Here is a 24,755-nt window from a genome sequence, read left to right on the forward strand (position 1 = left end):
AAGCCTTCACCTTGCCGTGAAGGCGATTCGGACCATTGACGTCATCCAAATTCTGTACTTATTAGTACATAATGAAGATCGGGAGATCGTGCGATGAAGGCTGTTCAGGTCGTTGCGTTCGGACGTGCTCAGGATGTGGTCAAGCTCAACGAGGTGCCCGACGTCGGCAGCCCCGGTCCCAATGAGGTCGTGGTGGCGGTGGAGGCTGCGCCGATCAACAACTCGGATTTCATGATCATCGCCGGGCGCTACGGCTATCTGCCGACGCCACCGGCGACGCTTGGGATCGAGGGCGTCGGGCGGGTGGTCGCCGCGGGATCGCAGGTCAAGAACCTGAGGGAGGGCGATCGCACGCTGATTCCGTTCACGGTCCCGACCTGGACCGAACGCGCCAAGTTCACGGCGTCGTGGCAGCGGCCGTTGCCAGAGAAGGCGGATATCCAGCAACTCTCGATGATCGGGGTCAACCCGGCGACCGCCTATCTGCTGCTGACCGATTTCGCGAAGATCCCGCACGGCGGCTGGGTGATCCAGAACGGCGCCAATTCAGCGACGGCGCGGGCGGTGATCGCGGTTGCCAAGTCGCTCGGACTCAAGACGGTCAACGTCGTCCGGCGCGAGGAGGTCGTCGATGAGGTCAAGTCGGTCGGCGGTGATGTCGTGCTGGTCGACGGGCCGGATCTCGCCAAGCGCGTCGCCAAGGAGACCGGCGGGGCGCCGATCCTGCTGGCGCTCGACGTTGTCGGCGGCGCGTCCACGTTGAACCTGATGAACTGCCTGGCACCGAAGGCGGCGCTCGTCATCTACAGCGCGATGAGCGGACTGCCGTTCTCCGGTTCGGCCTTGAGCGTGATCTTCAATGAAGTGTCCGTGCGCGGCTTCTGGCTCGGCCATTGGGGCAAGACTGCAACCGACGAAGCCCTGGCCAAGATGTACGACCATCTGGTGCCGATGGTCGCATCCGGCGCGATCAGCGCACCGGTGGTCGGGAGCTATGGCCTCGAGGGGTTCCCCGAGGCCATCGCGAAGGCGGCAGCATTCAAGGGCAAGGTCATCTTCACGCCCAACAGGGCCTGATCGATAGTTTGAGCAGGTCTTGCTGAGGTGCGCCGGTCCTCTGTCCGAAGTTCGCGGAACGTGCCGCGGTGCGGAGAACCGTGTGAGCGTTCACGCGTGTCCCCCCGCCCGCTGCGGCAGGATGAAGACAAGGGCGGCGATCGCGACGGCGAGAGCTATCGATGCCGTGTAGCGGCTGAGCGCAAGGCCGCCATGATCGAGCGGCTTGTCGAGAAAATCGCCGACGGTCGCGCCGAGCGGCCTGGTCAGGACGAACGCGACCCAGAACAGCACCGTGCGCGACACCCTGGTCCAGAGATAGGCGGCGGCAACGATGGCGATGCCGGCGGCGAACACGATGGCGCCGCCGCTATAGCCGAGGCCGGTGGAGTCGGCCATCCAGTCGCCGAGCGCGGTGCCCAGCGTCTGCGAGAACAGGATCGTGATCCAGTAGAAGGTTTCGGCCGCCTTGTTGTCGATCGACGCGATCGAGACCGTTCCCATGGTGCGATGCCACGCGGCGAGGGATGCGACGAGCAGTCCGGCGAGCAGCGATGAGCCGCCGAGATATCCGATCCCCAGCGATCGGTCGACGAAGTCGGCAAAGGTCGTGCCGACGGTCGTCGTCGCGACGATCACCGTCCAGTAGAGAGCCGGGTGAAAGCGCTTCGCCGCCATCTGCGCCGCGACGGCAACAGCGAAGATGACCGCGAAGATCGCAGTGCCGACGAGATAGCCGAGATTCATCGACATCGTGACGGCGTCGCCGCCGGTTTCGCCGAGCGTCGTGGCGAGAATCTTGATGATCCAGAAGCCGAGCGTGACGGCGGGGACCTTGCCCGGGCGCTCGTCCGCGGCGGTGTCGCGCAATAATAATTCCATGGGGTTCCTCGCTCCGGGAGGCAGGGCCGCCGGCGGACGATGCCGCCGGCGGGCGGTCGAAATGCTGGTTGGAGAGATCAGGCCTTCATCGAGTCCATAATTGAAAGCAGTTCGGCGAGCGCCTTCCTGCATTTGGCGGCGTCCGGATTGGTCTCACGCACCGCCTCGAGGGCACGATCGATCGCCTTGTCGACCGTGTGCCAGTCCGCGGCCGCGCGCGGCTTCAATCCGGCTTCCGCTTCGTCACATTTGGTCTCGAGATCCTTGATCCGCGTCTTGGCGCCGGCGAGGTCGCCCTTGTCGAGCAGTGCCGCGACATCGGCGGCGATGCTGCGAAATGGCGCCAGGTCGCCGAGCCTGGAGGCGGCCGTCTGCGTGTGCGGCAGCAGCCTGAGGCCTGCGTTGGCATCGGAGAGCGGCAGGATGACTGCGAGCGCAACAATCGCCGTCGCAAGGCCGAGTGTCGTCTTGTTCATGGGTGGTTCTCCTGTGTGAGGGGCTTGGATTGGTGTCCGTGGGGGCGCATGTCGAATTCACGCGCCAAGCAACGCCTCGGGCTTTCCGCCGGCGTCGCCTTCGAACGACAGCCAGGCGACCAGCGCGACGATCACCGTCAGGAAGGCGAGGCTGGTGTAGATCGTGCCGAAGCCGAGCCCGCCATACTCTCGGGCCTGGGACAGCAGGTCGCCGAACGATGCTCCGAGCGGACGCGTCAGGATGTAGGCGAGCCAGAAGGTCAGCACCGCATTGGCGCCGAGCGCGTAGGCCGCCGCGATCGCCGCGATCAGTGCCGCGAACGCGACCACCCCGACGTTGAAGCCAAGGCCCAGTGCTTCGGTCGCAAGATCGCCCGCAGCCGTGCCGAGCGCGAATGTGAAGAGGATCGCGGCCCAGTAGAACAGTTCGCGCCGTTTGGTCACGATGCTGTGGATCGACATAGCTTCGCGCTCAGCGCTCCGATCCGGCAAAGCCGCCCGGTCACCGGCGTCGACGCGGAAGCCGAGGTCGCCGTCGTCGAGCTCGGAGAGGCGCCGCGGGGCTCTGCCGACGATCGCCGGCTTTGGGGACTGACGGATGGGCTGCACAATGATGTCTATCACGGGCAGCCGGTCCGCGTGCTGCTTCGGACCCGGCCGGACGGCAGCCGCTTTGCGGTGACGCAGCAGACCGAGATCCGCACCGAGATCGCGGGCGATATGGCCGTACGCACACTGTTGCCGATTGCCGCGCTCGTGCCGTGCCTTTTGCTGATGACGGCATTCGTGATCGCCCGATCGTTCCGGCCGATGTTGCGCCTGGCCGGCGATCTCGATGCGCGCAGGGTGGATGACGTCGTGCGTTGCCGGCGACGGGCGCGCCGAGCGAGCTGCAGCCGTTCCTTGGCTCGATCAACGGGTTGCTGGGGCGGGTGCGCGTCATGATGGACCAGCAACGGCGTTTCATCGCCGACGCAGCCCATGAACTTCGAACGCCGGTCACCGCGCTCAGCCTGCAGGCGGAAAATCTCGCCTCGCTCGACATGCCGGCGGAGACGCGCGACCGGCTCGATGCGCTGAACAGCGGCATGCGGCGCACCAAGCATCTGCTCGAGCAACTCCTGGCGCTGGCGCGTCAGGACGCCGCGCCGTCCATCGTGCGTGTAGCGGCGGAGCTGGACAAGATCGCAAAAGGCGTCGTCGCCGATCTGCTGCCTGAGGCGGCAGCGCGCAACATCGATCTCGGTTTCACGACGGTCGAGGTGGTCGCGGTGAACGGTGATGAGCTGTCGCTGATCTCGGCGGTCCGGAACCTGGTGGAGAACGCAATCAAGTTCACGCCAAATGGCGGGGCTGTCGATCTTGCCGTCGGTCGAGAGGACGGAATGGCCGTCATCCAGATCGAGGACACCGGGCCGGGGATTCCGCCGCAGGATCTGGCGCGGATCGGCGAGCCGTTCTTTCGCGGTGGCCAGTCGAGCGGAGAGGGCGCCGGGCTCGGGCTCTCGATCGTGAAGCGCATCGTCGATCATGCCGCCGGTTCGGTCCTGTTCGAAAATGTGACCGGTGCCGGACGTTCAGGCTTGCGCGTGACCGTCAAGCTGCCGGCAACCGACGGGTGAGGCCTGACGGCCGGCAAAATGGGCGCCAGCCGCGCGGCAATCTAACTGGATCGGCAATTACTTGATCGTGGCGTGCACGGTGATGACCGAAGTGCCGGACGCCTTCGGTCCCTGACCGGTTGCCTTGATGGCAAACGAATCGTTGCCCTTGTATTTGGCCTTCGCCCTGTATTCGAAGGTCGATGCGTTGATCTTTTTCAATTTGCCATAGGTCGGCTTTTGCGAGATCGACGAGTCCGTCACCGTACCGCGGATTCCGATCGGGATCTGGCAGCTTTCGCCCGCTGCGACGTCGATATCGCCGGTCGAATTTTCGCCCCAATCCGCCAATGTCACCGACATCGAGCATTCCGGCACGGCCGGCGCCGACGACGCCGGCGTGACACTTGATGCCGCGAGGATGAGCGCCAGGGCGGCGGCTTCCGACAATCGCGTCGTAACGATGCTCGTTCTCATGCAAGGCCCACTGCTGAAGGTTATCGGCAAGGGAATCCTGCAACGCCGGAGCAGGGGTGGCAAGGACTTCGGCTCACATGAGTTGCACGGATTGAAATAGCCCGGGCACCTTGTTGCGTCGTTGCAGCGCCCCCATAGTCATCGCTCTGCGATGTGATCCGAACACAATCGTTCGCGAGACGAAAAAGGCTTCCAATGGCCGAAAGCAACGAGGGGCAGTCGAACGCCCGGCAGGCCGGATTTGCCGGCGTCACGCGCAAGACTCTTGAGCGACTGCAACTGCCCGGCGATCGGCGCGAGCTTGTCGTTGCCGAAGTGACTTATCCGCCCGGCGGGGTTGCTCCGCTGCACCGGCATCCGGTCGGCGGCGTGATCTTCATCGTCGAAGGCGTTGCCGAGTCCGCCTATGGCGACGAGGCGCCACGGCAATATCGGGCAGGCGAGACCTTGCAGGATCGGGCCGATGTTCCGCACACGCTGTTTCGCAATTGCGACCCGCATCGGCCGCTGGCTTTCTGACGATCTATGCGCTCGAACCCGGCCGCGCCTACACGATGGAGTCGTGAAGTCTGGGCGTTTCCGTGGGCTGTTCAGATCATCACGAGCTTGATCCGGCCGCCTTCAATGGTTCCCGCCGCAAGGGCATCGCGAGCCATCTTTTCGAAGGTCGGCCAATTCACGAGCAGATACTTGTGCGCCTGCATCTTCGTCGGGAATGTGGTTTGCAGGATGCAATCCTGCCGCGCGTTTCCGTTCGCAATCTGAAAAGACACCGCTTGGGGGCCCTCATTGATCTCTTGTTCGGTAGGCTTGGGAAGCTTGCGCATGCTGCTCCTTCACAAGATTGTCGCGCTCGTCGCGAATAGAATTAGGTCGCATTCCGGGGCCGGCGATCCGGTCGGGTGCGCGCGGGGCTAGAGCATTTCGGTTCTGATTGAATCAGAACCGAAGCTCTAGATTCTTGTTTTGACGCGTTTTCTTCACGCGAACCGGTGTCCACTTCGCTCGAAAACGCTCTAATCGATGTCGGCGGCTCCAGCCGCGGCCTTTTTGACTTTTGCCGGGCGCTGGTTCGACGCCTGGTCCGGGCTCGGCGTGTTACGCACGGCCTCGGTCAGCATCTCGCGCAATTCGGCCTTGGTCTTGGGTGGTTCGCGCTTGCTCGGTTTTTGCCAGTTGGTCATTGACCTTATATGGGGATGCCCGAGGCAAAATGCTACCGCTCCCTCAAGCTTTCGGGTTTACACCGGCCACCGGCGGCGTAACGGCCAGAAGGAAGCAAACCGATTCCACCAGGAGTTCGTGCGCACGGTCGACGATATCGTCCAACGATCGCGTCTTCGCGAACATGGCCTGGGCTTCAGCCAACAACTGCTCGCGCGTCGGCATGCTGGGCAGATGCAAATCCGCACGATGCTGCAACAGGAAAAGCGCCTCCCGCACCGACAATCCGGTTTCATGGACTGAGGATTTGATCGCCTGTGCGATGTATTCGGGATTGAAACGGCCGGCGAGCTGCTCGGCCGTCCGCTTGATCACGCGCGATCCCAGGCGTTGCTCGTTCTGGAGAACCTGGGTGGGCGGCGCCTTGAGATCCCAGACGATACCGAGCCAGGACAAGGCCACCAGGACATAATAGGTCGCATCAATCTCCCACCAGCGGAAGCCTTGCCGCGCACTGCTTTGGTAGGCGTGGTGATTGTTGTGCCAGCCCTCACCCATCGTAACCAGCGCCAGCAGCCAATTGTTGCGGGAGTCATCGCCCGTCACATATCGCTTGTGTCCGTGAACATGTGCGAGGGAGTTGATGCAAAATGTTGCGTGATAGAGCAGCACGGTGCTCCAGAAGAAACCGACCAGGAGTCCCGGCCATCCGGCAACGAGAAAGCACAGAAACGCGACCACGACCGCCGGCAAAACCTCGAATTTGTGCAGCCACATCAACTCCGGATACGAGGCAAAATCCGAAACCTTCGTCAGATCAGTTGCATCGTGCTGTCGATAGAAGATCCAGCCGAGATGACTGTACACGAGGCCCTTGTGCAGCGGTGAATGCACATCCTGCTCGGTATCCGAATGAAGGTGGTGATGTCGATGTTTCGCGGCCCACCAAAGGATGCTTTTCTGGGCGCTGCTTTGGGCAAGGAATGCGAGGATGAATTGAAACGCCCGGCTCGTCGAATAAGCTCGATGCGAGAAGTAGCGATGATACCCAGCCGTGATCGCAAACATGCGCAGCCAATACAGCGCGACGCAAATTGCAATCGCTGGCCACGAGATGCCCGACCAGATCGCTGCAAGACACCCCACGTGGACCAGCAAGAACGGCAGGACCTGCGGGTACATGATGTCGTCGTGCTGCGGAGCTGGATCGATACTGGTGGACACGCTCGCGACCTCAGCTGCTTCGATGCGCAGGCCGGTTCGCCGGCAGACGGTTCAAGTCCTGGTCCTGGCGGGCATTGCGCGCGGTGTTGATAAAGAGAACCCCGCGGCCGGGTAACCAGTCGCGGGGTCGCGTAACCAGAGGCTTTGCCAGTTCATCCGTGGTCAAAGCAGCATGGCTAATTGTCGCAGCTTACACCGCGCGGAGATTGTCCGCAGCAGATTTGCCGGTCCGGCGGTCTGCAACGATTTCAAAAGAAACCTTCTGTCCCTCGTTGAGGGTGCTCATGCCGGCGCGTTCGACGGCGCTGATATGAACGAAGACGTCCTGGCTTCCCTGGTCCGGCTGAATGAAGCCGAAACCCTTCTGGCTGTTGAACCACTTCACAGTTCCCGTATTCATGGGAGATCGTCCTTTAGTATGGATGCGTGTTTGGAGCCGCACCCGAGGGCGCAACAGGCTAATTCGAAGTTCAGGGGGTGAGGGTCGTCAGTCAGGCACGCTATAAGCGGCGAGGCCAAGTCGTTCGGCCGAAACTCGATCCGAGGTAGATGGCTACGGTCCGGTCATTCCGCAAGGGGCGTTGCCGCCCTTTCTGACCTCGACCTGCAACTCATGGCGCTTTGCGGCCAGTCGGCCTGACCGCTAGACGGGGACATCGTGCGGTTTGGGGCGACGCGGCCTAATCCTTCTTCGCCGTCAGGCCGTCGACCATCGCCCGCGTCAAGGTCGAGATCTCGCTGCGCAGCGCGCCGATCGGCACCGCAATCAGCTTGTGCTCCAGCCCGAGCGCGACCATGCCGTGCACGGCGGAGAACAGGCTGCGCGCGGTGACGCCGAGCTGCGCCGGCGAGCGCTGCGGAAACAGCGCGGCGAGCGGCTTGTAGATGTGGCGGAACAGTTCCATCTGCTCGGTGATCGCCCATTCCGGCACCGGCTTGCCGGGCTGCATGCGGTGCTCGAACAACGCGCGCCACAGTTCGAGATTGTCGGCGGCGAAGTCGCAATAGGCGACCGCGATCCGCACCAGCATCTCGCGCGGCGCGGCCGCGCCGCGGATCTCGGCCAGCGACAGCGAAGCATCGAGCCGGGCCAGCGTACGCGAGCCGACGCGCAGGATCAGCTCGTCGACATCCTCGACCAGATTGTAGACGCCGCCATTGGCGATGCCGATTTCCTGGGCCAGTTCGCGGGTTTTCAGGCCACCGAGACCCTTTGCAGCAATTGCCCGTTCCGCCGCCTCGATCAGCGCTTCGCGCAGTTTTGCACGTCGTTCCAATGCTTTGGACATGTTTCACCCATCGTTAATCGCAAGTGTGAGCGTCGCTCAAATATAACTTGAGCATCGCTCATTATGTGGTACAAGGGATTCATGAGCGATGCTCATATCAGGGAGTGGCCAAATGTTCAAAACTGTTTTGACGATTTTCCGCGGCAGCGTGGCGGCAGCCGAGGAGGAACTGCAAGATCGGACCGCGCTGGTCGTCCTCGACCAGCAGATGCGTGATGCCGCCGCCGCGGTCGACCGCTCGAAACGGACCCTGGCGCTCGCCATTGCCGGCGACCAGCAGGAAGGCCGGCGGCTCGAGGCGACCAATGCCCGGATCGCCGATCTCGAGGTGCGGGCGTCGGCGGCGCTCGAGGGCGGCCGCGAGGACCTCGCCCGCGAAGCCGCGCAGGCGATCGCCAACCTCGAAGCCGAACGCGACGCCGCGATGACCGCGCGCACGCTGTTCGCCACCGAGATCTCCCGGCTGAAGCGCCATGTCGCCAACGCCGAGGCGCGCATTGCCGAGCTCGATCGCGGCCGGCGGCTTGCCCGTGCCTCGGAAGCGGTGCGTTCGCTGCGCCGGAGCGGCATCGAGGCGGCGCGCCCCCATGAGTCGACGCTGCCGGAAGCGGAAGCCACGCTGAAGCGGCTGCGCGAGCGGCAGATGGAGATCCAGGCGGCGGATGACGCGCTGTTCGAGATCGATACCGCCTCGGGTCCGCTCGCCACCGCCGAGAAGCTCGCCGAGCAGGGCTTTGGCCCGCGGATGAAATCGACTGCCGACGACGTGCTGGCGCGGCTGAAAGCCAGGCGCCCGCCCGCCGCATGAAGTCTCAAGCCTGAAAGCTCGAGCCTGAAACGAAGCCAACTTCAAATCACCTATCATCAAGGAGACGACCATGAACCAGACCATCCAACCCCACAGCGGCGCCTGGGTCACCTTCACCTACGCGTCCTTCGCGGCCTCCGCTTTCCTCGTCGCCGTCGGCGTGTTCTTCCTGCCGATCAGCCCCTGGATGCAGGGCTACCTGACGATGGGCATCGTGATGCTGATCCAGACCTGCATCACGCTGACCAAGACGGTGCGCGACAATCATGAGAGCGGCAAGCTCGTGAACCGGATCGAGGATGCCAAGGCCGAGCGCCTGTTGATGGAAGTCTCCAAGGCGGGGTGAGCCGGAGACGAAGCGGCGGGGTGTCTTTCACCCACCGCTTTCGAATAACGGCCCCTTCCCAAAGCCCTCCACGTCATTGCGAGGAGCTCGCGACAAAATTGCAAAGCAATTTTGCGCTGAAGCGACGATGCAATCCATTGCGCCGCGTGTGCGGGATGGATTGCTTCGCTCCGCTCAATGACGGGGTGGATAGGCTGCGAACCTTGCAGCCAACTTGTTCCGTTTCCGGAAGGCCTTGTTTACCCTGCCGCAAACCGCGTCGGGTTGCACTCATGGCTTTTTAACAGGCCAGAGTGCAGAGAACGCGCCCGAGGGACAGAGAAATGGCGTCCACGGACAATCGCACGCCCGCTTCGCGCGGCAGCAAGAGCCTTGCCAAAGCGCGCGCGGCGTTTGACGGCTTGCGCAGCCATGGCGGCTTCTGGCTGAAGGCACTGTCGCAGCCGACCATCGATCTCACCCTGCGCACCCAGGCCGGCCAGCGCACCCGCATCGTCGAATCGCCCGGTCTTTCGTTGCCGAAGGACGAGCTCGACGCGCTGGTCGGGCAGCTGCGTATCGTGGCCGCCAAGACGCTGCCCAAGGAGAGCCTGAGCTACGGCATCTTCTCCGGCGAGCCCGAGCGGCTGTCGCGCGCCATCATCACGCTGATCTCAGAGGAAGACACCGGACGGCCGATCGCGTTCAACGCGCTGTCGGTGATGGACGTGCCGCTCGACGGCGAGCCCACCGAAGTCACCCATCTCGGCCTCGTCATGGTCGATCCCGATGTGCGCGGGCAGGGACTGTCCTGGGTGCTCTACGGCCTGACCGCGCTGGTGCTGTTCGCCCGCGACGGGCTGCGGCCGAAATGGATCTCCAATGTCACCCAGGTGCCGGCGGTGGTCGGCATGGTCAGCGACACCTTCTCGGATGTATTCCCGTCGCCGCTGCCGGGCGCGCGGCAGAGCTTTGCGCATTTGCAACTGGCGCGCGGCATCATGGCAAGGCATCGCGCGGTGTTCGGCGTTGGCGAGGAAGCCGGCTTCGACGAGGCGCGCTCGGTCATCACCAATGCCTATACCGGCGGCTCGGATGCGCTGAAGAAGACCTTCGAGATCGCGCCGAAGCATCGCGATGCCGTCTACAACGAATTCTGCGAGCGCGAGCTGGATTACGGCCGCGGCGACGATGTGCTGCAGATCGGCCGCGTCGATCTTGCCGGCGCGCGCCGCTATCTCATGAGCGAGGTGCCTTCGGGCTCAATGCCGGCGCTGCTCGCGGCCTCCGCAATGCTGGCGTTGCAGCGGCTGGTGCTGCCGGTGGTCTACTGGATGGACGACACCCGCGCCTTCGGCACGCTGCGGCCACGCAGGCAGGAGAGCGGGACCGCGCGATGAATTTCGACTATTACTCCTTCACCGGCCGCAACATCGGCTTCATCGACGAGCACGAGCAGCAGCTCTTGCGCCAGGCGCGGGTGTTCGTCTGCGGCGTCGGCGGCATGGGCGGCGCGGCCTTCATGGCGCTGGCGCGCGCCGGCGTCGGCAAGTTCGTGATCGCCGACATCGACCGCTTCGAGGTCTCCAACCTCAATCGTCAGGTGTTCGCCTTCGCCGACGAGGTCGGCCGCGAGAAGGCGGCGGTCGCGGCCGAGGCCGCCAGACGCATCAATCCGACCATCGAGGTCGAGGTGCTCGGCGAGAACTGGACCAGTGCGCTAGCCGGGATTGCCGAACGCTGCCCGGTCATCGTCAACGGCATGGACGATATTGCCGCCGGCGTGCATCTGTACCGGACCGCCAAGCGCGCCGACGCAACCGTGATCGACGCCTACATGTCGCCGCTGCCGTCGGTGATCGTGGTGCGCCCGCACGATCCGCGGCCCGAGGAGCGCCTCGGCTTTCCCACGCTGGCCAAGGACTGGACCGAGATCACCGAGGATGACCGCCGCGCCGCGATGCGCGCCGAGATCGAGCACGTGATGCTGCATTCCTCTTCGCGCAACTATGTCGACCTCGCGATCGCCGGCGAAGTCGCGGCCGGCCGCCGCAGCCGGATGTCGTTCGCGCCGATGGTGATCTCGACCGGCATGCTGATGGCCTATGAGGCGGTCGCGCTGATCCTCGGCCGCACCTCCGGCACCGATTGCCGCGGCTGGTTCCTCAACCCGCATCGGCCGGCGATCGAGAAGCCGCGCCATCCGCTGATCGCCGCCCTGATGCGCCCGCTGGTGCGGCGGGCGATCGATCAATTGACGGGCGCCGCATGACCTCGGGGGTGATTGCCGATTCCATCGTCAATCTCTGCGGCGCCATCGGCGTCGCGGTGGCGATGATGACGTTCTACCGGCGCGATCCCAGGAGCCCGCTGACCCGCCGCCTGCTGCTCGCGCTCGGCGTGATCGCGACCCTGTTCCTCGACCGTGGCCTGGCGTGGTGGAGCGGAAGCTGGCTGCTCGACCGTCTCTCGGTGATCCCGGCCTCGCTGATCCCGCTCGGCGCGCTGATCGTCACCGAAGGCATCCTGCGCCGGCACGCGCCGCGCGCAGTCAAGATCGCGGCGCTTGCGGGCGGCCTCCTGCTCGGCCTCGGTGGGATGTTCGGGCTGCAGCGTCTTGTGATGCCCTATGCGATCACGCTTGCGCTGTTCCAGCTGATTGGCTTTGCCACCTGCGCGCTGCTGCTGGCGACGCGCGACCGCGCCTCGCTGATGGCTTCGGAAAACCGCAGCATCGGCCGCATGGCGGTCGGCGCGCTGGTGGTGATCCCGTTCATCCTCACCGATTTCCGCACCCTGTTTCCCGACATCCCGGTCCGGCTCGGCGCGCTGGGTGCGCTGCTCACCGTGACCGTGATGTTGATCGCCGGCGGCGGCGCCGAGACGCGCCGGCATGGCCTCGCGATGATGGCGCTGCGGCTGATCTCGTCGGGGCTGCTCGGGCTTGCCGCCGCCTTCATGGCGCCTGACGTCGACGCCGCGCAGATGATCCGGTTCGTCGCAGTGGCGATCGCCGGCGTGCTGACCATCGGGCTGATGACGGACGCGTTGCGCGCGCTGTTCGAATCGCAGGAGCCCGGCGTGCTCAACTCGGTCGCGGCGTCGCCAGCGCAGACAAGGGAGCAGTTGATCGCCGAGCTCGCACGGCATCCGATCTTTGAAAGCGCGCGGCGCTTCCGCGAAGACGAGCTGGTACCCTACGATCCGCCGCTGCTCCGCGACTTCCTGTCGACCAGGCGCGTGCTGCGCCGGTCGGAGGCGCCGTGGGGACTGGCGCCGATCGACCCCGCCGCCGAGCGAATGGCCTCGCTGATGACAGCGAACAGCGCCTCCCATGTCATCGTGCTCGCGCATGATCCGCTCGACCTGATCGTGCTCGCCGTGCCCGTGACCGCGGCCGATCCCGCCACCGAAACTGCACTGGCGCTGGTGCGGCGGCTCTTGGCGCTGACCCCGGAGGCCAAATGACGCTGGAGATCCGCGAGGGCGACCGCAGGGCGGCCTTCGACGCCGCGCTCAATGCCTATGGGCCCGACAGCCTCTATGTGCCGCCGCTGTGGAGCGATTTCGACCGGATGTTCGATTCCGCGAAAAACCCGTTCGTCACCGAAGGCCATGGCCGCTATGCGCTGTTCTCGGCGCATCGCGACGGCCGCCCGGTCGGCCGCATCGCCGCCTCGATCCACGACGCCTCCAACCGCAACCACGGCACGCGCCACGGCGCGTTCGGCTTCTTCGACTGTGTCGACGACGTCGAAGTGGCCGATGCGCTGCTGCGGACCGCCGAGCAGTGGCTGTCCACGCGCGGCATGAGCCGCATCGCCGGCAATTTCAATCTCACGGCGATGCAGCAGATCGGTGTGATGACCGACGGGTTCGACCATGCGCCGTTCACCGACATGATGTGGTCGCCGCCGCATATCGCACGCCACCTCGAACGCGCCGGCTATGCGGCGACCTTCCCGATGACGACGTTCGAGATCGCGCTCGACGGCGGCAAGCCGGAGCAATTGCTCGGCGACAAGCAGCGCGCGGTGCTCACCGATCCGGAGTTCGTCTGGCAGCCGATCAAGCGCTCCGCCTTCAAGGTGCGGCTGGAGGATGCGCGGTTGATCCTCAATGACGGCTTTGCCGACAACCCGATGTTCGTGCCCCCGACGGCAGCCGAATATCTGTTCCAGGCCGGCGACATGATGTGGATCATCGACAAGCGGATTTCGACCCTGGTCTATCACCGCGGCCGGGCCGCCGGCGCGATCATCGCAATCCCCGATCTCAACCCGCTGATCAAGGCGATCGGCGGTCGGATCGGGCTGTCAGCGCCGTTCAAATTCGTGCAGCACCGCATGATGAACACGCGCGCGGTGCTGATCTATCAGTCGGTCTGCCGCGACCTGCACAATCGCGGTCTCAACGGCGCCATGCTCTACCGCACCGCGCTGGCGTTGCAGGAGGCCGGCTACCGCACGCTCGGCGGCACCTGGATCGCTGACGTCAACGCGCCGTCGCTGCGCCAGGTCGAGAAGGCCGGCGCCACGCCGCTGCACCGGCTGCATCTGTTCACCAAGCGGCTGGCGGCGGCATGAGCGAGCTGACGCCGGACTTGCTGCGCGAGCTGGTCGCGGAGGCGCGGCTGGCGCCGAGTGTCCACAACATCCAGCCGACCCGCTGGCGTTTGCTCGGCGACGGGCGGCTGGCGCTGGTCGACGCGACCTGGGTCCGCGCGCCGGTCGCGGATCCCGCCGGACACGACGTGCTTGTGTCGCACGGCGCGGCATTGGAGGGCATGAGCCTCGCGCTCAACCACCGCGGCCTCGCCATCACGGCCATGACCACGATCGAGCAGCCGCTGTCGCCGCAATTCGCCGCGCTCTGCAGCTTTGCGATCAGGCAAGGCGTCGCGCCCGATCCGTTGGCCGGCCATGTGGCGCACCGGATGTCGTGGCGCGGCAAGTTCGTGGCGTCGCCGGATCAGGCCGCGCCGCTGGTGCAGCTTGCCGTCGCGCGCGACGATCTGATCTGTATTGGTGACCGCCTGGCAATTGCCGATATCGCCGGCTGGGCCGACCAGGCCGAGTTCTCCTTTGTCCGCGGCGACGACTATCGGGCCGAACTGCTCGAATGGATGCGGCTGTCGCCCGACCATCCGCGCTATCTGCTTGATGGTCTCAATCGCGATGCGCTTGCCATGAATGCGGTCGAGGCCACCGCCGCCCGATTCGTGCTCGGCGGCCTGTTCAAGCCGCTCGATCGTCTCGGCCTCGCCGCATCGCTGCTGTCAGACAGCGCCAAGACCGCCTCGGCCGCGGCGATCGTCCTGTTCTGTCGTCCGGTCGGTGAGGATCCACTCACGACGGGGCGGCATTTCTACCGCAGCTGGCTGGAGATCGATCGCGCCGGGCTCGCGGCGTGCCCGATCTCGGCGCTGGCCGATCACCCTGACTTCAACGACCGGCTGCGCAAGCTCGGCAGGATCCGCACCGATCTGCGTCTCGTCAACGTGTTCCGCATCGGCTGGCCTCCCAAACCGCTGAAACCGCGGCATTTCCGGCTGCCGGTCGACCGGCTCATCGTCTAGGCGCCGACAGATTGGGTGCGATATCCGCTGTCAAAGCTTCATGCGGTCGTGCTATGACGCCGCCCGCTAACCAAAGACCGGTGAAGATGATGTCGAAGCAATCGCTGCGCGAGGAGGCCGAGCGCCTGATCCGCGAGACCATGGAAAAGCGGAACCTGGTCATCAAGCAGGGCACGACCCGGATCGAGGCCGTTTGCGGCAAATGCGGCGCGCCGAACCGGGTGCAGGCGGAAAAGGGCCAGTCCCGCGTCAAGTTCACCTGCAAGAACTGCGACCACAAGCAGGAAACGCTGTAAGGCAAGCCCCTAACGCATCCGGTTCTATTGTCCCGTCATCCTGAGGAGCCGCGGAGCGGCGTCTCGAAGGATCGACGGCCACCGGCCGGGCCGTGCATCCTTCGAGACGCGCGCAAGAGCGCGCTCCTCAGGATGACGGTGATAGCCCGCAGGTAGGATGGCCGAGCGTACCCACCCCACAAAGCCCCTCTACTTGAACGCCTCAGACCGTGGTGTGATCCGGCGCGATCCGGGCCGTGGTCCGCAGCGAGACGCTGCGCCACCAGGCGTCCAGCGCGCGGCGGTCGCAGGCGAGCTTCACGCTCATGCCCCCGGCGAACTTGATCCAGTCGGCAAAGCTTCGGCGTGACATCGCGATCACGACGGGAATGTCGGCGTCGAGCGCGCGCTCGATCACAAAGCCAAGGTCCTCGCCGTCGAAGAAATGATCCGGAGCGCCGGTATGCAGATCAAAACCCGGGAGCTTACCACCTGCGAAGTCGCGCCCGACGGCTGCGCGATCCTGCGCGCGCAGCAGAGCGAGCTCGGCGAGGCGCTGGCGGCGCAGCCGGCGACGCCGGCGCGGGTGCGGGCGAATTAGCCGCGGTCGATGATACTTCCACGTCATTGCGAGCCACCGGTCGGCGCGAAGCGCCGCCGGACGACAGGCTCGGCGAAGCAATCCACTTCTCCGCATCCTTGGACGCATGGATTGCTTCGTCGCTTCGCTCCTCGCAACGACGAGGGGCTACTTCCCCTTCACGAACGCCGCGAATGCGTCGCCGAAATCCGGATGCCAGCGCGACAGCGGCGGGCGGTTCTCGACGATATCGCCGGCAGCCCACAGGATCCGGCGTTCGTCGAGCGCGCGCGGCACGTCGTTATCGGGGCAGAGAATATAGAAATCGCCGGCGGCGAGGTGCTCGATCATGAAGTCGACGGTCTGCTCCGCTGTCCAGGCGCCGGCCGGCTTTTCGGTGCGGCCGCGCGCGGTCAGCCCGGTAAAGACAAAACCCGGAATCAAAAGATGCGCCGTGATCTTGCAGCCGTCGGTGTTGCGCAGCTCGTGCTGCAGCGCCTCGGTGAACGCCTTCACGCCGGCCTTGGAGACGTTGTAGGCGGGATCGCCCGGCGGCGTGGTGATGCCCTGCTTCGAGCCGGTGTTGATGATCAGCCCCGGCCGGCCGCGCTTGATCATGTCAGGCGCAAACGCCTGCGTGCCGTTGATGACGCCCCACAGATTGACGCCCAGGATGCGTTGCCAATTGTCCGCGGGCCCGAACATCGCGCTGCCGGGCTGGATGCCGGCATTGTTCATCAGGATATCGGTGCCGCCGAACCTTTTCGCGACCGCGGCCTCGAGGCTTGCGACCTCATCGGCGCGGCTGACGTCGACCGCAGCCGTCATGATGTCGGCGGCGCCGCCAGGTGCGGCAGATGAAAGTTTTGCCGCCGCCGCCTTCAGCCTGTCATCGCCGAGATCGGCGATGCAGACCTTCATGCCGGCTTCGGCAAACCGCGTAGCGGCGGCAAGCCCGATGCCGGATGCGCCTCCGGTGATCACGGCAACATGATTGGCTGATATCACGGGGTGGGGCATCGTCGGTCTCCGGACACATCCGTGGCTGAGGTTCAGATCCTGAAGCGGGATGAGTTATGGTGGAATCGGCCCGGCGCGGTTTCGGTTCACCTCTCCCAAGAGAGAGGTGAACTTTCGACGCCGTTCCGGCTCAACCTGATCTCATCATGCTTTAGCATATCGCACCCACCATGCACGCAGGCGCATGGGAGGTTTTCATGCCCGCCACCCTCGACAACGCTTGCCTCGCTTTACGGTTTCGCGGCCGCGCTGTAGAATTCTCGATATAACGCTTCCAAAACACCTCAGCCGACATTTTACAGGGAGTGCAAACATGGCTGTTTCGCAGGCTGTTCCGATCACGCGCCATCCTTATGCCGATGGCTCCTACAAGAAGATGCTGATCGACGGCAAATGGGTCGACGCCGCCTCCGGCAAGACATTCGAAACCCACAACCCCGCCACCGGTGAATTGCTCGCATCCGTCGCCGAGGGCGATGCCGAGGACATCAACCGTGCGGTTGCAGCGGCGCGCCGCACCTTCGAAGGGCCCTGGAGCAAGGTGAAGCCGTTCGAGCGGCAGAACATGCTGCTCAAGCTCGCCGAGCTCGTCGAAGCCAATTTCGAGGAACTGTCCCAGCTCGACACGCTCGACATGGGCGCCCCGATCAGCCGCACCCGCGGCAACCGGCTGCGCGCGCTCGGCATGCTGCGCTACTATGCCGGTCAGGCCACCGCGATCCACGGCGAGACCATCGAGAACTCGCTGCCCGGTGAGATCTTCTCCTACACGCTGAAGGAGCCGATCGGCGTGGTCGGCGCCATCATCCCCTGGAACGGCCCGCTGACCGCCTCGATCTGGAAGATCGGCCCCGCGATCGCGACCGGCTGCACCGTGGTGCTGAAGCCGGCCGAGGAATCGCCGCTGACATCGCTGCGCATCGGCGAGCTCTGCATGGAAGCCGGCATTCCGCCCGGCGTCGTCAACGTCGTGCCGGGCTATGGCGAGACCGCGGGCGCCGCGCTCGCCTCGCACCCCGATGTCGACAAGGTCGCCTTCACCGGCTCGCACGTCACGGGACAATCGATCATCCGTGCGTCGGCCGGCAACCTCAAGCGCGTCTCGCTCGAGCTCGGCGGCAAGTCGCCCGACATCGTGTTCGCCGACGCCGATCTCGACGCCGCGGTGCCGGGCGCTGCGATGGCGGTGTTCGCCAATTCCGGCCAGATCTGCAGCGCCGGCACGCGGCTGTTCGTCGAGCAAAAGGTCTATGACGAATTCGTCGGCCGCGTCGCCGAGTTCGGCAAGAAGTTGCAGGTCGGCAACGGCCTCGATCCCAACACCCAGATCGGACCGCTGGTGTCGCAGCAGCAGATGGATCGCGTCTCCGGCTATCTCGACATCGGCCAGAAGGAAGGCGCGAAGGCGCTGGCCGGCGGCGGTCGCCTCACCGAGGGTGCGCTGTCGAAGGGCTATTTCGTGCAGCCGACCGTGTTTGCCAATGTGCAGGACAACATGCGCATTGCGCAGGAGGAGATCTTCGGCCCGGTGATCTCGGCGATCTCGTTCAAGGATCCGGACGAACTGATCAAGCGCGCCAATGCCACCACCTTCGGACTTGGCTCGGGCGTGTGGACCACCAATGTCAGCAAGGCGCACCAGGTCGCCAAGGCGCTGCGCGCCGGTTCGGTCTGGGTCAATTGCTACCAGGCGATGGATCCGGCGGTGCCGTTCGGTGGCTACAAGATGAGCGGCTACGGCCGCGAGTCCGGCAAGCAGCACGTCGAGGAATATCTCAACGTCAAGGCGGTCTGGATCAAGACGGGCTGAAGCGTGATGAGACTAGGTTGAGCTGGAGCGGTGTCGGGACCGACCTCTCCCTTGGGAGAGGTCGATTTGCGCAGCAAATCGGGTGAGGGGTACAGGTCTCAACGTTCTGCTCGCTCGCGGAGGGAAGCCCGCCACCTCAATACCTGCTGATTTCGGAATATTAGAAGAATACCCCTGATTTGCCCGACGCGTCAAGTTGCCTTGTCGAACGCAGGCCGCCGCGGGCTACTTTGCATGGGGTTGTTTTCGATATTTTCGCAACGCGTCGCTTGCTGCGGCCGCCGGTTCCAGCGTTTACCGCCCCGCGGCCTTCCTCGGCTTGCCGATGTCGCTGCGTAGCGCCTCGAGATCCTTGCGCACGGCGGTTGCCGCATCGCGCTCGATCTTGCGGTAGCGCGCCACCAGGGAGAGGCCGAACGGGGTCAGCACCGCGCCGCCGCCATTCTTGCCGCCGGTCTGCCGTTCCACCGCCGCCTGCCGGCAGATGCGGTTGATCTCGTCGACCAGGTCCCAGGCGCGCTTGTAGCTCATGTCCATGGCGCGGCCGGCGGCTGAGATCGAGCCGCATTCCTTGATCCGCTCGAGCAGCAGGATCTTGCCCGGTCCGATGCGGTCTTCGGCATCGAGATCGATGCGGACACTCAACGAGGGGAGCGATGTGGCGCTCGTTTTCGACATGGCAAGCCTGCTTGTCTGTTCGCTAGATTGCCACTACCTGCTTTTGCGAACAAGATGAACCCGTGACATAACGGGCATGGTCCGGAAAAGTGGTAACCGGCTTTCCGGGGCGGATCATGCTCACTCTCTAACGGAAACCACACAAGAATATTTGGGGTAGGCATGAGTTCTCCATCGCTGTTTTCGCCGCTCAAGGTCGGTCCCTATGAGCTGAAGCATCGCGTCGTGATGGCGCCGCTGACGCGGATGCGGGCGGCGCGGCCGAGCCTCGCGCCGCGGCCGATGAGCGCGGAATATTACGCGCAGCGCGCCACGCCCGGCGGCCTGCTGATCGCGGAAGCCTCGCCGGTGGTCGCCACCGGCTTCGGCAATCCCGGCGTCCCCGGCATCTACAGCGAGGCCCAGATCACGGGCTGGCGCGAGGTGGTCAATGCCGTGCACGCCAAGGGCGGCCTGATCTTCCTGCAACTCTGGCACGTCGGCCGCGTTTCGCATTCCTCGTTCCAGCCGGATGGCGCGCTGCCGGTGGCGCCGTCGGCGGTCGCGATCCCGCCCGAGTTCAAGTGCATGACGGCGGACGGCAAGGTGGTCGACTACGAGACGCCGCGTGCGCTCGAGACCGGCGAGGTCGCCCTGATGGTCGAGGCCTATCGGCAGGGCGCGAAGAATGCGCTCGCCGCCGGCTTCGACGGCGTCGAGATCCACGGCGCCAATGGCTACCTGATCGAGCAGTTCCTGCAATCGCGCAGCAATCTGCGCACCGACCAGTATGGCGGATCGATCGAGAACCGCGTCCGCTTCCTGCTGGAGGTGACGCAGGCGGTGACCGAGGTGTGGGGCGCCAATCGCGTCGGCGTGCGGCTCTCGCCCTACGGCATCGCCAATGGCAGCGGCGAGGCCGACCCGATGCCGCTCTACAGCCACGCCATCGAGGCGCTGGACAAGTTCGGGCTCGCCTATTTGCATTTCATCGAACCGCGCGCCTCGGGTACCGGTCGCGCCGAGGTCGACTGGCAGAACGTGCCGTCCGCGATGGAGCTGTATCGCCCGATGTGGAGCGGTGTCCTGATTACCGCCGGCAACTTCGTCGGCGACAGCGCGCAGCGCGCGGTCGCGGAAGGTCATGCCGATGCGATCGCGTTCGGCCGCTACTTTATCTCCAACCCGGATTTGCCGCGCCGCCTGCAGCGCGGCTATCCCTTGACCAAGTACAACCGCGCCACCTTCTATGCCGGCGAGGAGAAGGGCTACACGGATTATCCCGTGCACGATGAGATGGCGCAGGCCTGACTTCGTAGCCCGGATTACGCTTCGCTGCATCCGGGCTATAATGGTTCCATCTTCGTCATTGCGAGGAGCGGCAGCGACGAAGCAATCCATCGCTCCTCATCCGCCGATAGATGGATTGCTTCGCTGCGCTCGCAATGACGGCGCGCAAATGGAGCGACCCGATGTTTCCGGACGACGAGTTCGAGCCGACGAAAAAGCCCAAGCCGGTGGCGCTGGCGAAGCCCGCGGCCGGCCAATGCCTGTGCGGCAAGGTGCGATTCGAGATCGACGTGCCGGCGCGCTGGGCCTGGCACGATCACACCGCCGCGAGCCGCCGCGCCCATGGCGCTGTTTATGCGACCTATGTCGGTAGCTGGAAGAAGCGCTTCCGCATCACGCAAGGCGCGGGCGAGCTCTCGCGCTATGAGGATGCCGCGACCAAGACCGCGCGCAGCTTCTGCGCCAATTGTGGTACGCCCGTCATCTACGAGCGCGCGCGGTCGCCGCACATGGTGAACATCCCGCGGGCGCTGTTTTCCGGGCGCACCGGCCGGCAGCCGCTCTATCACATCGCGATCGAGGAATTGCAGGAATGGGCCTACACCGGCGAGCCGCTGGTGCCGCTGAAGGGCTATCCCGGCGTGGTCTGGCAGCGTTCGAAAAAGAAGAAGCGCAGCGAGCGCGAGGGGATGTTCTAGCGCACCAGGTCGCGCGTGTCGGCATTCGGGGCGGGCGGTCACACCAAAGTGGCGTCAGTGCTTCACGTAGATGACCTCGTCCGTTCCTACGTATTCCTCGGTCCAACCTCTCTTGTCCACGAGAAACCTCTTCAGAGGTTCGTGCGCCTTCACCCAGAGCACCGTGTCGATCTTGTACTTGGCGAGCACGGTGTCCCAGGCGGTCTCATCGATCTCCCATTTGATCAGGCTGAAATAGTCGCGCAGCAGCTCATCGGGATAGGCGGTGGCCGACCGGCCATCGATGAACACGGGCACCGCACCACGTGTGTAGAAGATCAGGAGGCCGCCGACGTTCCAGTGGTTCAGCAGCCGTGCATGCGGAAAATGGCTTTGGAGATAGCGCGCATCCTGCTCCGAGAGCAGCTGCGGAAGTGCGAGAGCCGGTTTGACGACCATCAGCGTCGGCGGCAGCGCGCACATTGCAACGATGCCGGCAACCAGCAACGAGCGTTGGACCTTGAGGTCGTTCAGTCGTTTCGGCAGCAGCCGATCGATGTGAAGCGCCAGCGGCACCGTCGCGAACATGAAGAAGAACGACATGTACCGGTATTGATAGAATCCCAGCAGCAGGAACAGCCAAGACAGCAGCCGTGCCTCCAGAGGAGCGGTCGAAGCGGCCGGGTGGCGGAACTCGAACGCCGCAAATACGGCGATATAGACGATGCCGGGAATGCTCCCGGGCACGGTGAAGTTCGCGGAGTAAGACCACCACTCGGTGATGTGCGCCTGCGCAAAGTGGCCCAGCGTGGTCGTGACGCCGTCGTAGATGTGCCAGCCGAGCGGATTGATCAGGATTGCGACAAGGCAACCGGCGGCTGCGAAACCATAGATTCCAAGACCTGCCCAGTCCCGCCTGAGCACGGACGCGGCGCCGAAAATGCCGATGATGAAGAGCCCGAGCACAAAGCCGCCATGCAGATTGGCCCAAAGCACCATCATCGCCGGCAGCGAGAACCATCTGGTTCGCTTCAAGCACTCTGCGTAGAAGACGACGCAGAACAACATGGTGGGGGTGTTTGGCGAAGCGGCGAGATAGGAATTCGGCGCGGTCACGAACGCGGGGTAAAGCAGGCACGCGGCGAGAACGGAAATGCCAACCGCAAGCGTCGAGGCGCCGCTGCGCAGGCAGATCGATGTGAGATATCCGGTGATGACGGCGCCACATGCGACGACCGCCAATGTGAGGCCGGTATATCCCGTGTATTGAAACACCACGCTGGCGATCACGTCCCAGAGCCAGGACAGATTGTACCATTGCCTGTCGCCGAGGGTGAATGACCATGGATCCTGAAAGGGGACATTGCCGCGCTCCCTGATCAGGTCTCCGGCGGCGAGGTGCCATCCGAGATCAAGGTGGCCGAGCAGGAGCGCCCCGTTCGACAGGTAGTACACAGACGTGACTGCGATCAGGAAGACATAGAGTCCCGGCTTCTCGCGCCCGATCGTTCCCGGTCCTCTATCGAGCCTGGTTCCGTTCCAGGCCGCCAGCGCGTCCATGACTGAACCCCCGCGATCGAAGCGAGCCGTCTGCGGGCCCCGCATGCTTTTCTGTGTGCTTGATGAAGGCAAACCATCGTCGCTTTAGGGCACTCTCGCTAAAGTAGCGTTAAAGTCGGCCGCGCAATTCGATGGCTCCCGTTGAGGTTCACGTCTGCCCCAACGCCGGCTTTCGAAGGGCGGGCCGACGGAGTGAATGACGAGCGCGTGTCCTGGAGAGCCACGCGCGCGCCAGCGGAATGCGGCCATGACCGGCCGCTCGATTGCTTCCCAAGCGCAAGTTTGGTCATCTCCGCCGGTGTCGTCGGCCAACGCGCCGGCAGGCCTGGAGGGAACATGAAGAATCGCATTACCGGCCGCTCGGCATTCCTGGCGCTGCTGAAGGACGAGGGCGTTACGCATCTGTTCGGCAATCCCGGCACCACCGAATTGCCGATCATGCATGCGCTGAAGGATCATCCCGACCTCACCTATGTGATGGCGATGCAGGAAAGCCTGGTCGTCGCGATGGCCGATGGTTTCAGCCGCGCCTCCGGCAAGCTCGTCGCCTGCAACGTCCATGTCGCGCCCGGTCTCGGCAATGCGATGGGCTCGCTCTACAATGCGAGCTTCACCGGCACGCCGCTGATCCTCACCGCCGGCCAGCAGGAACAGGGCCACGGCCTGACCGAACCGGTGCTCTATGGCCCGCTGGTGCAGATGGCCACTCCCCTGGTGAAATGGGCCGTCGAGGTGACGCGGCTGGAGGACCTGCCGCGCATCGTGCGCCGCGCCGCGAAGATCGCGACCACGCCGCCCACGGGACCGGTGTTCATCTCGCTGCCCGGCGACATTCTCAACGCCGAGGCCGGCATCGAGCTCGGCCGCTCCACCCGGGTCGATACCCGCGTCCGGCCGTCTGAGGATTCGTTGCAGGAGCTGGCCGCGCGCATCCTGAAAGCCGAGCGTCCGGTGATCGTCGTCGGCGACGAGATCGTCAAAAGCGACGCGTTGCGCGAGGCGGCCGATCTGGCCGAGACGCTGGGCTGCCCGGCCTGGCAATCGCCGACACCCTATGGTTCGCATTTCCTCTCCGAAAGCCCGAGCTTCATGGGCGCGATCGCGCGGCTGCAGAAGGTCGCCCGCGATGTGCTGGCGCCGTATGATCTCCTGATTGCGCTCGGCGGCGATCCGCTGCGGATGTCGGTCTATAGCGAGGTCGATCCGCTGCCGGACAGGCTCTCGATCGTGCAGGTCGGCCTCGTCGACAGCGATCTCGCCAGGAACTATGGCGCCGAGATCGCGGTCAAGGCCGACGTCAAGGAGACGCTGCGCGCGCTGGTCCCGGTATTGAAGGAGCTCGGCGGCGGCGCGCTGGAGACGCGTGCGAGGCAGGGGCTCGCGGCGCTCTCGACGAAAAACTGGGCGGCAAAGCGCAAGGCGCTGGTCGAGCAGATCTCGAAGGCGAGCCTGAAATCGCCGATCGATCCGGACTGGCTGGCGCTGCAGGTCGTGGAGGCGATGCCCGACAACGCGATCCTGGTCGACGAGGGCCTGACCTCGTCGCGGCAAATCCTCGGCTTACGCCCGCATCGCGACCGCTACGGCTATCACGCGCTCGCCTCCGGCGGCATCGGCTGGGGCCTGCCGGCCGCGGTCGGCGTCAGCCTCGCCAATCCGCAGCGCCCGGTGGTGTGCTATTCCGGCGACGGCTCGTCGATGTATTCGATCCAGTCGCTGTGGACCGCGGCCAATCACAAGCTGCCGCTCAACTTCGTCATCGTCAACAATGGCGGCTATCGCATCATCAAGCAGCGCCTGCTCGCCTTCCATGGCGACGACAATTATGTCGGCATGGATTTCATCGATCCGCCGGTCGATTTCACCGGCGTCGCGCGCTCGCTCGGGCTCGAGGCGATCAAGGTCACCGACCCGCAGGAGCTGAAGGGCGTGATGACGTCGGCGTTCAGCCGCCCCGGTGCGAAGCTGATCGAGGTGATGGTGAGCAATTCGGTGAATTAGCGAGG

The 24,755-nt window shown here is 64.7% G+C and carries 29 protein-coding genes and 1 pseudogene; 17 read left to right on the top strand and 13 right to left on the bottom strand.

The genetic code is table 11. The features are described from left to right. The first annotated feature begins 93 nt into the window (after positions 1 to 93). Complete coding sequence (locus HAP47_RS08280; protein ID WP_173638667.1) at positions 94 to 1,077, top strand: MDR family NADPH-dependent oxidoreductase; 984 nt, start codon at positions 94 to 96, stop codon at positions 1,075 to 1,077. Between the two features lie 90 nt (positions 1,078 to 1,167). On the opposite strand, the gene HAP47_RS08285 is transcribed toward HAP47_RS08280, so the two are convergent. From HAP47_RS08285 to HAP47_RS08295, 3 genes and pseudogenes are all read right to left on the bottom strand, one after another. Next, positions 1,168 to 1,938 carry a COG4705 family protein gene (locus HAP47_RS08285; RefSeq protein WP_173638666.1) on the bottom strand — a complete coding sequence of 257 codons (771 nt, stop codon included), beginning with the start codon at positions 1,936 to 1,938 and terminating at the stop codon, positions 1,168 to 1,170. Positions 1,939 to 2,015: 77 nt separating this feature from the next. Further along, positions 2,016 to 2,414 carry a hypothetical protein gene (locus HAP47_RS08290; RefSeq protein WP_173638665.1) on the bottom strand — a complete coding sequence of 133 codons (399 nt, stop codon included), beginning with the start codon at positions 2,412 to 2,414 and terminating at the stop codon, positions 2,016 to 2,018. Between the two features lie 57 nt (positions 2,415 to 2,471). Further along, positions 2,472 to 2,891: pseudogene (locus HAP47_RS08295) on the bottom strand (hypothetical protein); the annotation flags it as partial. Between the two features lie 162 nt (positions 2,892 to 3,053). On the opposite strand from HAP47_RS08295, the gene HAP47_RS08300 reads away from it, so the two are divergent. Together HAP47_RS08300 and HAP47_RS08305 are read left to right on the top strand one after the other, a co-directional pair. Continuing rightward, entirely contained in the window at positions 3,054 to 3,359 is a 306-nt protein-coding gene (locus HAP47_RS08300; protein ID WP_173638664.1) for a hypothetical protein, read from the top strand. Further along, complete coding sequence (locus HAP47_RS08305; RefSeq protein WP_173638663.1) at positions 3,356 to 4,036, top strand: sensor histidine kinase; 681 nt, start codon at positions 3,356 to 3,358, stop codon at positions 4,034 to 4,036. Before HAP47_RS08300 ends, HAP47_RS08305 begins: the two co-directional genes overlap by 4 nt. Positions 4,037 to 4,093: 57 nt before the next feature. On the opposite strand, the gene HAP47_RS08310 is transcribed toward HAP47_RS08305, so the two are convergent. Beyond that, positions 4,094 to 4,492 carry a hypothetical protein gene (locus HAP47_RS08310; RefSeq protein ID WP_231168805.1) on the bottom strand — a complete coding sequence of 133 codons (399 nt, stop codon included), beginning with the start codon at positions 4,490 to 4,492 and terminating at the stop codon, positions 4,094 to 4,096. Between the two features lie 195 nt (positions 4,493 to 4,687). On the opposite strand from HAP47_RS08310, the gene HAP47_RS08315 reads away from it, so the two are divergent. Continuing rightward, complete coding sequence (locus tag HAP47_RS08315; RefSeq protein ID WP_231168806.1) at positions 4,688 to 5,011, top strand: cupin domain-containing protein; 324 nt, start codon at positions 4,688 to 4,690, stop codon at positions 5,009 to 5,011. A gap of 71 nt (positions 5,012 to 5,082) precedes the next feature. Here HAP47_RS08315 and HAP47_RS08320 read toward each other — a convergent pair whose 3' ends face one another. From HAP47_RS08320 to HAP47_RS08340, 5 genes are all read right to left on the bottom strand, one after another. After that, on the bottom strand, positions 5,083 to 5,319 hold the full coding sequence (locus tag HAP47_RS08320) for a hypothetical protein (RefSeq protein ID WP_173638662.1): 237 nt from the start codon (positions 5,317 to 5,319) through the stop codon (positions 5,083 to 5,085). 189 nt (positions 5,320 to 5,508) lie between these two features. Then, positions 5,509 to 5,676, bottom strand: coding sequence for a hypothetical protein (locus tag HAP47_RS08325; protein WP_173638661.1), 168 nt, complete (start codon positions 5,674 to 5,676; stop codon positions 5,509 to 5,511). 43 nt (positions 5,677 to 5,719) lie between these two features. Then, positions 5,720 to 6,880: an acyl-CoA desaturase gene (locus tag HAP47_RS08330; protein WP_371821748.1), complete on the bottom strand. Its 1,161-nt coding sequence runs from the start codon at positions 6,878 to 6,880 to the stop codon at positions 5,720 to 5,722. 190 nt (positions 6,881 to 7,070) lie between these two features. Beyond that, positions 7,071 to 7,280: a cold-shock protein gene (locus HAP47_RS08335; protein WP_173638660.1), complete on the bottom strand. Its 210-nt coding sequence runs from the start codon at positions 7,278 to 7,280 to the stop codon at positions 7,071 to 7,073. 280 nt (positions 7,281 to 7,560) lie between these two features. Next, positions 7,561 to 8,169 carry a TetR/AcrR family transcriptional regulator gene (locus HAP47_RS08340; RefSeq protein ID WP_173638659.1) on the bottom strand — a complete coding sequence of 203 codons (609 nt, stop codon included), beginning with the start codon at positions 8,167 to 8,169 and terminating at the stop codon, positions 7,561 to 7,563. Between the two features lie 112 nt (positions 8,170 to 8,281). On the opposite strand from HAP47_RS08340, the gene HAP47_RS08345 reads away from it, so the two are divergent. The 8 genes from HAP47_RS08345 to HAP47_RS08380 all read left to right on the top strand — a co-directional run bounded on the left by HAP47_RS08345 (position 8,282) and on the right by HAP47_RS08380 (position 15,176). Beyond that, positions 8,282 to 8,977 carry a PspA/IM30 family protein gene (locus HAP47_RS08345; RefSeq protein ID WP_173638658.1) on the top strand — a complete coding sequence of 232 codons (696 nt, stop codon included), beginning with the start codon at positions 8,282 to 8,284 and terminating at the stop codon, positions 8,975 to 8,977. A 70-nt stretch (positions 8,978 to 9,047) separates the two neighbouring features. Then, complete coding sequence (locus tag HAP47_RS08350; RefSeq protein ID WP_173638657.1) at positions 9,048 to 9,323, top strand: YiaA/YiaB family inner membrane protein; 276 nt, start codon at positions 9,048 to 9,050, stop codon at positions 9,321 to 9,323. Positions 9,324 to 9,646: 323 nt separating this feature from the next. Continuing rightward, positions 9,647 to 10,702: a hypothetical protein gene (locus tag HAP47_RS08355; RefSeq protein ID WP_210285247.1), complete on the top strand. Its 1,056-nt coding sequence runs from the start codon at positions 9,647 to 9,649 to the stop codon at positions 10,700 to 10,702. Continuing rightward, entirely contained in the window at positions 10,699 to 11,574 is an 876-nt protein-coding gene (locus HAP47_RS08360) for a HesA/MoeB/ThiF family protein (RefSeq protein WP_173638656.1), read from the top strand. The genes HAP47_RS08355 and HAP47_RS08360 overlap by 4 nt, the downstream gene beginning before the upstream one ends. Beyond that, entirely contained in the window at positions 11,571 to 12,770 is a 1,200-nt protein-coding gene (locus HAP47_RS08365) for a hypothetical protein (RefSeq protein WP_173638655.1), read from the top strand. The genes HAP47_RS08360 and HAP47_RS08365 overlap by 4 nt, the downstream gene beginning before the upstream one ends. Beyond that, positions 12,767 to 13,888: a GNAT family N-acetyltransferase gene (locus HAP47_RS08370; RefSeq protein ID WP_176396226.1), complete on the top strand. Its 1,122-nt coding sequence runs from the start codon at positions 12,767 to 12,769 to the stop codon at positions 13,886 to 13,888. The genes HAP47_RS08365 and HAP47_RS08370 overlap by 4 nt, the downstream gene beginning before the upstream one ends. After that, positions 13,885 to 14,880, top strand: a complete 996-nt coding sequence (locus tag HAP47_RS08375) for a hypothetical protein (protein WP_173638654.1) — start codon at positions 13,885 to 13,887, stop codon at positions 14,878 to 14,880. The genes HAP47_RS08370 and HAP47_RS08375 overlap by 4 nt, the downstream gene beginning before the upstream one ends. An 89-nt stretch (positions 14,881 to 14,969) precedes the next feature. Continuing rightward, positions 14,970 to 15,176, top strand: coding sequence for a hypothetical protein (locus tag HAP47_RS08380; RefSeq protein ID WP_024581255.1), 207 nt, complete (start codon positions 14,970 to 14,972; stop codon positions 15,174 to 15,176). Between the two features lie 202 nt (positions 15,177 to 15,378). On the opposite strand, the gene HAP47_RS08385 is transcribed toward HAP47_RS08380, so the two are convergent. Continuing rightward, a complete protein-coding gene (locus HAP47_RS08385; protein WP_231168807.1) occupies positions 15,379 to 15,573 on the bottom strand; it encodes a DUF2478 domain-containing protein in 195 nt (64 codons plus the stop codon). Between the two features lie 45 nt (positions 15,574 to 15,618). Between HAP47_RS08385 and HAP47_RS08390 the strand changes: the two genes are divergently transcribed. After that, positions 15,619 to 15,756 carry a hypothetical protein gene (locus HAP47_RS08390; RefSeq protein WP_173640595.1) on the top strand — a complete coding sequence of 46 codons (138 nt, stop codon included), beginning with the start codon at positions 15,619 to 15,621 and terminating at the stop codon, positions 15,754 to 15,756. 147 nt (positions 15,757 to 15,903) lie between these two features. Here the strand turns inward: HAP47_RS08390 and HAP47_RS08395 are convergent, their stop codons facing one another. Further along, the gene (locus HAP47_RS08395; protein WP_173638653.1) at positions 15,904 to 16,755 is read right to left on the bottom strand and encodes an SDR family NAD(P)-dependent oxidoreductase; all 852 of its coding nucleotides are present in this window, start codon (positions 16,753 to 16,755) and stop codon (positions 15,904 to 15,906) included. A 313-nt stretch (positions 16,756 to 17,068) separates the two neighbouring features. On the opposite strand from HAP47_RS08395, the gene HAP47_RS08400 reads away from it, so the two are divergent. After that, positions 17,069 to 18,565, top strand: a complete 1,497-nt coding sequence (locus HAP47_RS08400) for an aldehyde dehydrogenase family protein (RefSeq protein WP_173638652.1) — start codon at positions 17,069 to 17,071, stop codon at positions 18,563 to 18,565. A gap of 294 nt (positions 18,566 to 18,859) precedes the next feature. Here HAP47_RS08400 and HAP47_RS08405 read toward each other — a convergent pair whose 3' ends face one another. Continuing rightward, entirely contained in the window at positions 18,860 to 19,243 is a 384-nt protein-coding gene (locus tag HAP47_RS08405) for a winged helix-turn-helix domain-containing protein (protein ID WP_173638651.1), read from the bottom strand. A gap of 162 nt (positions 19,244 to 19,405) precedes the next feature. Here HAP47_RS08405 and HAP47_RS08410 point away from each other — a divergent pair, with 162 nt between their 5' ends. Further along, positions 19,406 to 20,533, top strand: coding sequence for an alkene reductase (locus HAP47_RS08410; protein WP_173638650.1), 1,128 nt, complete (start codon positions 19,406 to 19,408; stop codon positions 20,531 to 20,533). A 161-nt stretch (positions 20,534 to 20,694) separates the two neighbouring features. Then, positions 20,695 to 21,210, top strand: coding sequence for a GFA family protein (locus HAP47_RS08415; protein ID WP_231168808.1), 516 nt, complete (start codon positions 20,695 to 20,697; stop codon positions 21,208 to 21,210). Between the two features lie 54 nt (positions 21,211 to 21,264). On the opposite strand, the gene HAP47_RS08420 is transcribed toward HAP47_RS08415, so the two are convergent. Further along, positions 21,265 to 22,749, bottom strand: a complete 1,485-nt coding sequence (locus tag HAP47_RS08420; protein WP_173638649.1) for a hypothetical protein — start codon at positions 22,747 to 22,749, stop codon at positions 21,265 to 21,267. Between the two features lie 336 nt (positions 22,750 to 23,085). Here HAP47_RS08420 and HAP47_RS08425 point away from each other — a divergent pair, with 336 nt between their 5' ends. Further along, positions 23,086 to 24,750, top strand: a complete 1,665-nt coding sequence (locus HAP47_RS08425; protein ID WP_173638648.1) for a thiamine pyrophosphate-binding protein — start codon at positions 23,086 to 23,088, stop codon at positions 24,748 to 24,750. Positions 24,751 to 24,755 lie beyond the last annotated feature (5 nt).

It is taken from the genome of Bradyrhizobium sp. 41S5 (assembly GCF_011516665.3).
In the GTDB taxonomy this organism is placed as follows: domain Bacteria; phylum Pseudomonadota; class Alphaproteobacteria; order Rhizobiales; family Xanthobacteraceae; genus Bradyrhizobium; species Bradyrhizobium quebecense.

What these genes read in the sequence shown, in the direction of transcription:
- HAP47_RS08280 (WP_173638667.1), top strand. Translation starts at nt 94, where the DNA reads ATGAAGGCTGTTCAGGTCGTTGCGTTCGGACGTGCTCAGGATGTGGTC.
- HAP47_RS08285 (WP_173638666.1), bottom strand. Translation starts at nt 1,938, where the DNA reads ATGGAATTATTATTGCGCGACACCGCCGCGGACGAGCGCCCGGGCAAG.
- HAP47_RS08290 (WP_173638665.1), bottom strand. Translation starts at nt 2,414, where the DNA reads ATGAACAAGACGACACTCGGCCTTGCGACGGCGATTGTTGCGCTCGCA.
- HAP47_RS08305 (WP_173638663.1), top strand. Translation starts at nt 3,356, where the DNA reads ATGATGGACCAGCAACGGCGTTTCATCGCCGACGCAGCCCATGAACTT.
- HAP47_RS08310 (WP_231168805.1), bottom strand. Translation starts at nt 4,492, where the DNA reads ATGAGAACGAGCATCGTTACGACGCGATTGTCGGAAGCCGCCGCCCTG.
- HAP47_RS08315 (WP_231168806.1), top strand. Translation starts at nt 4,688, where the DNA reads ATGGCCGAAAGCAACGAGGGGCAGTCGAACGCCCGGCAGGCCGGATTT.
- HAP47_RS08320 (WP_173638662.1), bottom strand. Translation starts at nt 5,319, where the DNA reads ATGCGCAAGCTTCCCAAGCCTACCGAACAAGAGATCAATGAGGGCCCC.
- HAP47_RS08325 (WP_173638661.1), bottom strand. Translation starts at nt 5,676, where the DNA reads ATGACCAACTGGCAAAAACCGAGCAAGCGCGAACCACCCAAGACCAAG.
- HAP47_RS08335 (WP_173638660.1), bottom strand. Translation starts at nt 7,280, where the DNA reads ATGAATACGGGAACTGTGAAGTGGTTCAACAGCCAGAAGGGTTTCGGC.
- HAP47_RS08340 (WP_173638659.1), bottom strand. Translation starts at nt 8,169, where the DNA reads ATGTCCAAAGCATTGGAACGACGTGCAAAACTGCGCGAAGCGCTGATC.
- HAP47_RS08345 (WP_173638658.1), top strand. Translation starts at nt 8,282, where the DNA reads ATGTTCAAAACTGTTTTGACGATTTTCCGCGGCAGCGTGGCGGCAGCC.
- HAP47_RS08350 (WP_173638657.1), top strand. Translation starts at nt 9,048, where the DNA reads ATGAACCAGACCATCCAACCCCACAGCGGCGCCTGGGTCACCTTCACC.
- HAP47_RS08355 (WP_210285247.1), top strand. Translation starts at nt 9,647, where the DNA reads ATGGCGTCCACGGACAATCGCACGCCCGCTTCGCGCGGCAGCAAGAGC.
- HAP47_RS08360 (WP_173638656.1), top strand. Translation starts at nt 10,699, where the DNA reads ATGAATTTCGACTATTACTCCTTCACCGGCCGCAACATCGGCTTCATC.
- HAP47_RS08365 (WP_173638655.1), top strand. Translation starts at nt 11,571, where the DNA reads ATGACCTCGGGGGTGATTGCCGATTCCATCGTCAATCTCTGCGGCGCC.
- HAP47_RS08370 (WP_176396226.1), top strand. Translation starts at nt 12,767, where the DNA reads ATGACGCTGGAGATCCGCGAGGGCGACCGCAGGGCGGCCTTCGACGCC.
- HAP47_RS08375 (WP_173638654.1), top strand. Translation starts at nt 13,885, where the DNA reads ATGAGCGAGCTGACGCCGGACTTGCTGCGCGAGCTGGTCGCGGAGGCG.
- HAP47_RS08380 (WP_024581255.1), top strand. Translation starts at nt 14,970, where the DNA reads ATGTCGAAGCAATCGCTGCGCGAGGAGGCCGAGCGCCTGATCCGCGAG.
- HAP47_RS08390 (WP_173640595.1), top strand. Translation starts at nt 15,619, where the DNA reads ATGCAGATCAAAACCCGGGAGCTTACCACCTGCGAAGTCGCGCCCGAC.
- HAP47_RS08395 (WP_173638653.1), bottom strand. Translation starts at nt 16,755, where the DNA reads ATGCCCCACCCCGTGATATCAGCCAATCATGTTGCCGTGATCACCGGA.
- HAP47_RS08400 (WP_173638652.1), top strand. Translation starts at nt 17,069, where the DNA reads ATGGCTGTTTCGCAGGCTGTTCCGATCACGCGCCATCCTTATGCCGAT.
- HAP47_RS08405 (WP_173638651.1), bottom strand. Translation starts at nt 19,243, where the DNA reads ATGTCGAAAACGAGCGCCACATCGCTCCCCTCGTTGAGTGTCCGCATC.
- HAP47_RS08410 (WP_173638650.1), top strand. Translation starts at nt 19,406, where the DNA reads ATGAGTTCTCCATCGCTGTTTTCGCCGCTCAAGGTCGGTCCCTATGAG.
- HAP47_RS08415 (WP_231168808.1), top strand. Translation starts at nt 20,695, where the DNA reads ATGTTTCCGGACGACGAGTTCGAGCCGACGAAAAAGCCCAAGCCGGTG.
- HAP47_RS08420 (WP_173638649.1), bottom strand. Translation starts at nt 22,749, where the DNA reads ATGGACGCGCTGGCGGCCTGGAACGGAACCAGGCTCGATAGAGGACCG.
- HAP47_RS08425 (WP_173638648.1), top strand. Translation starts at nt 23,086, where the DNA reads ATGAAGAATCGCATTACCGGCCGCTCGGCATTCCTGGCGCTGCTGAAG.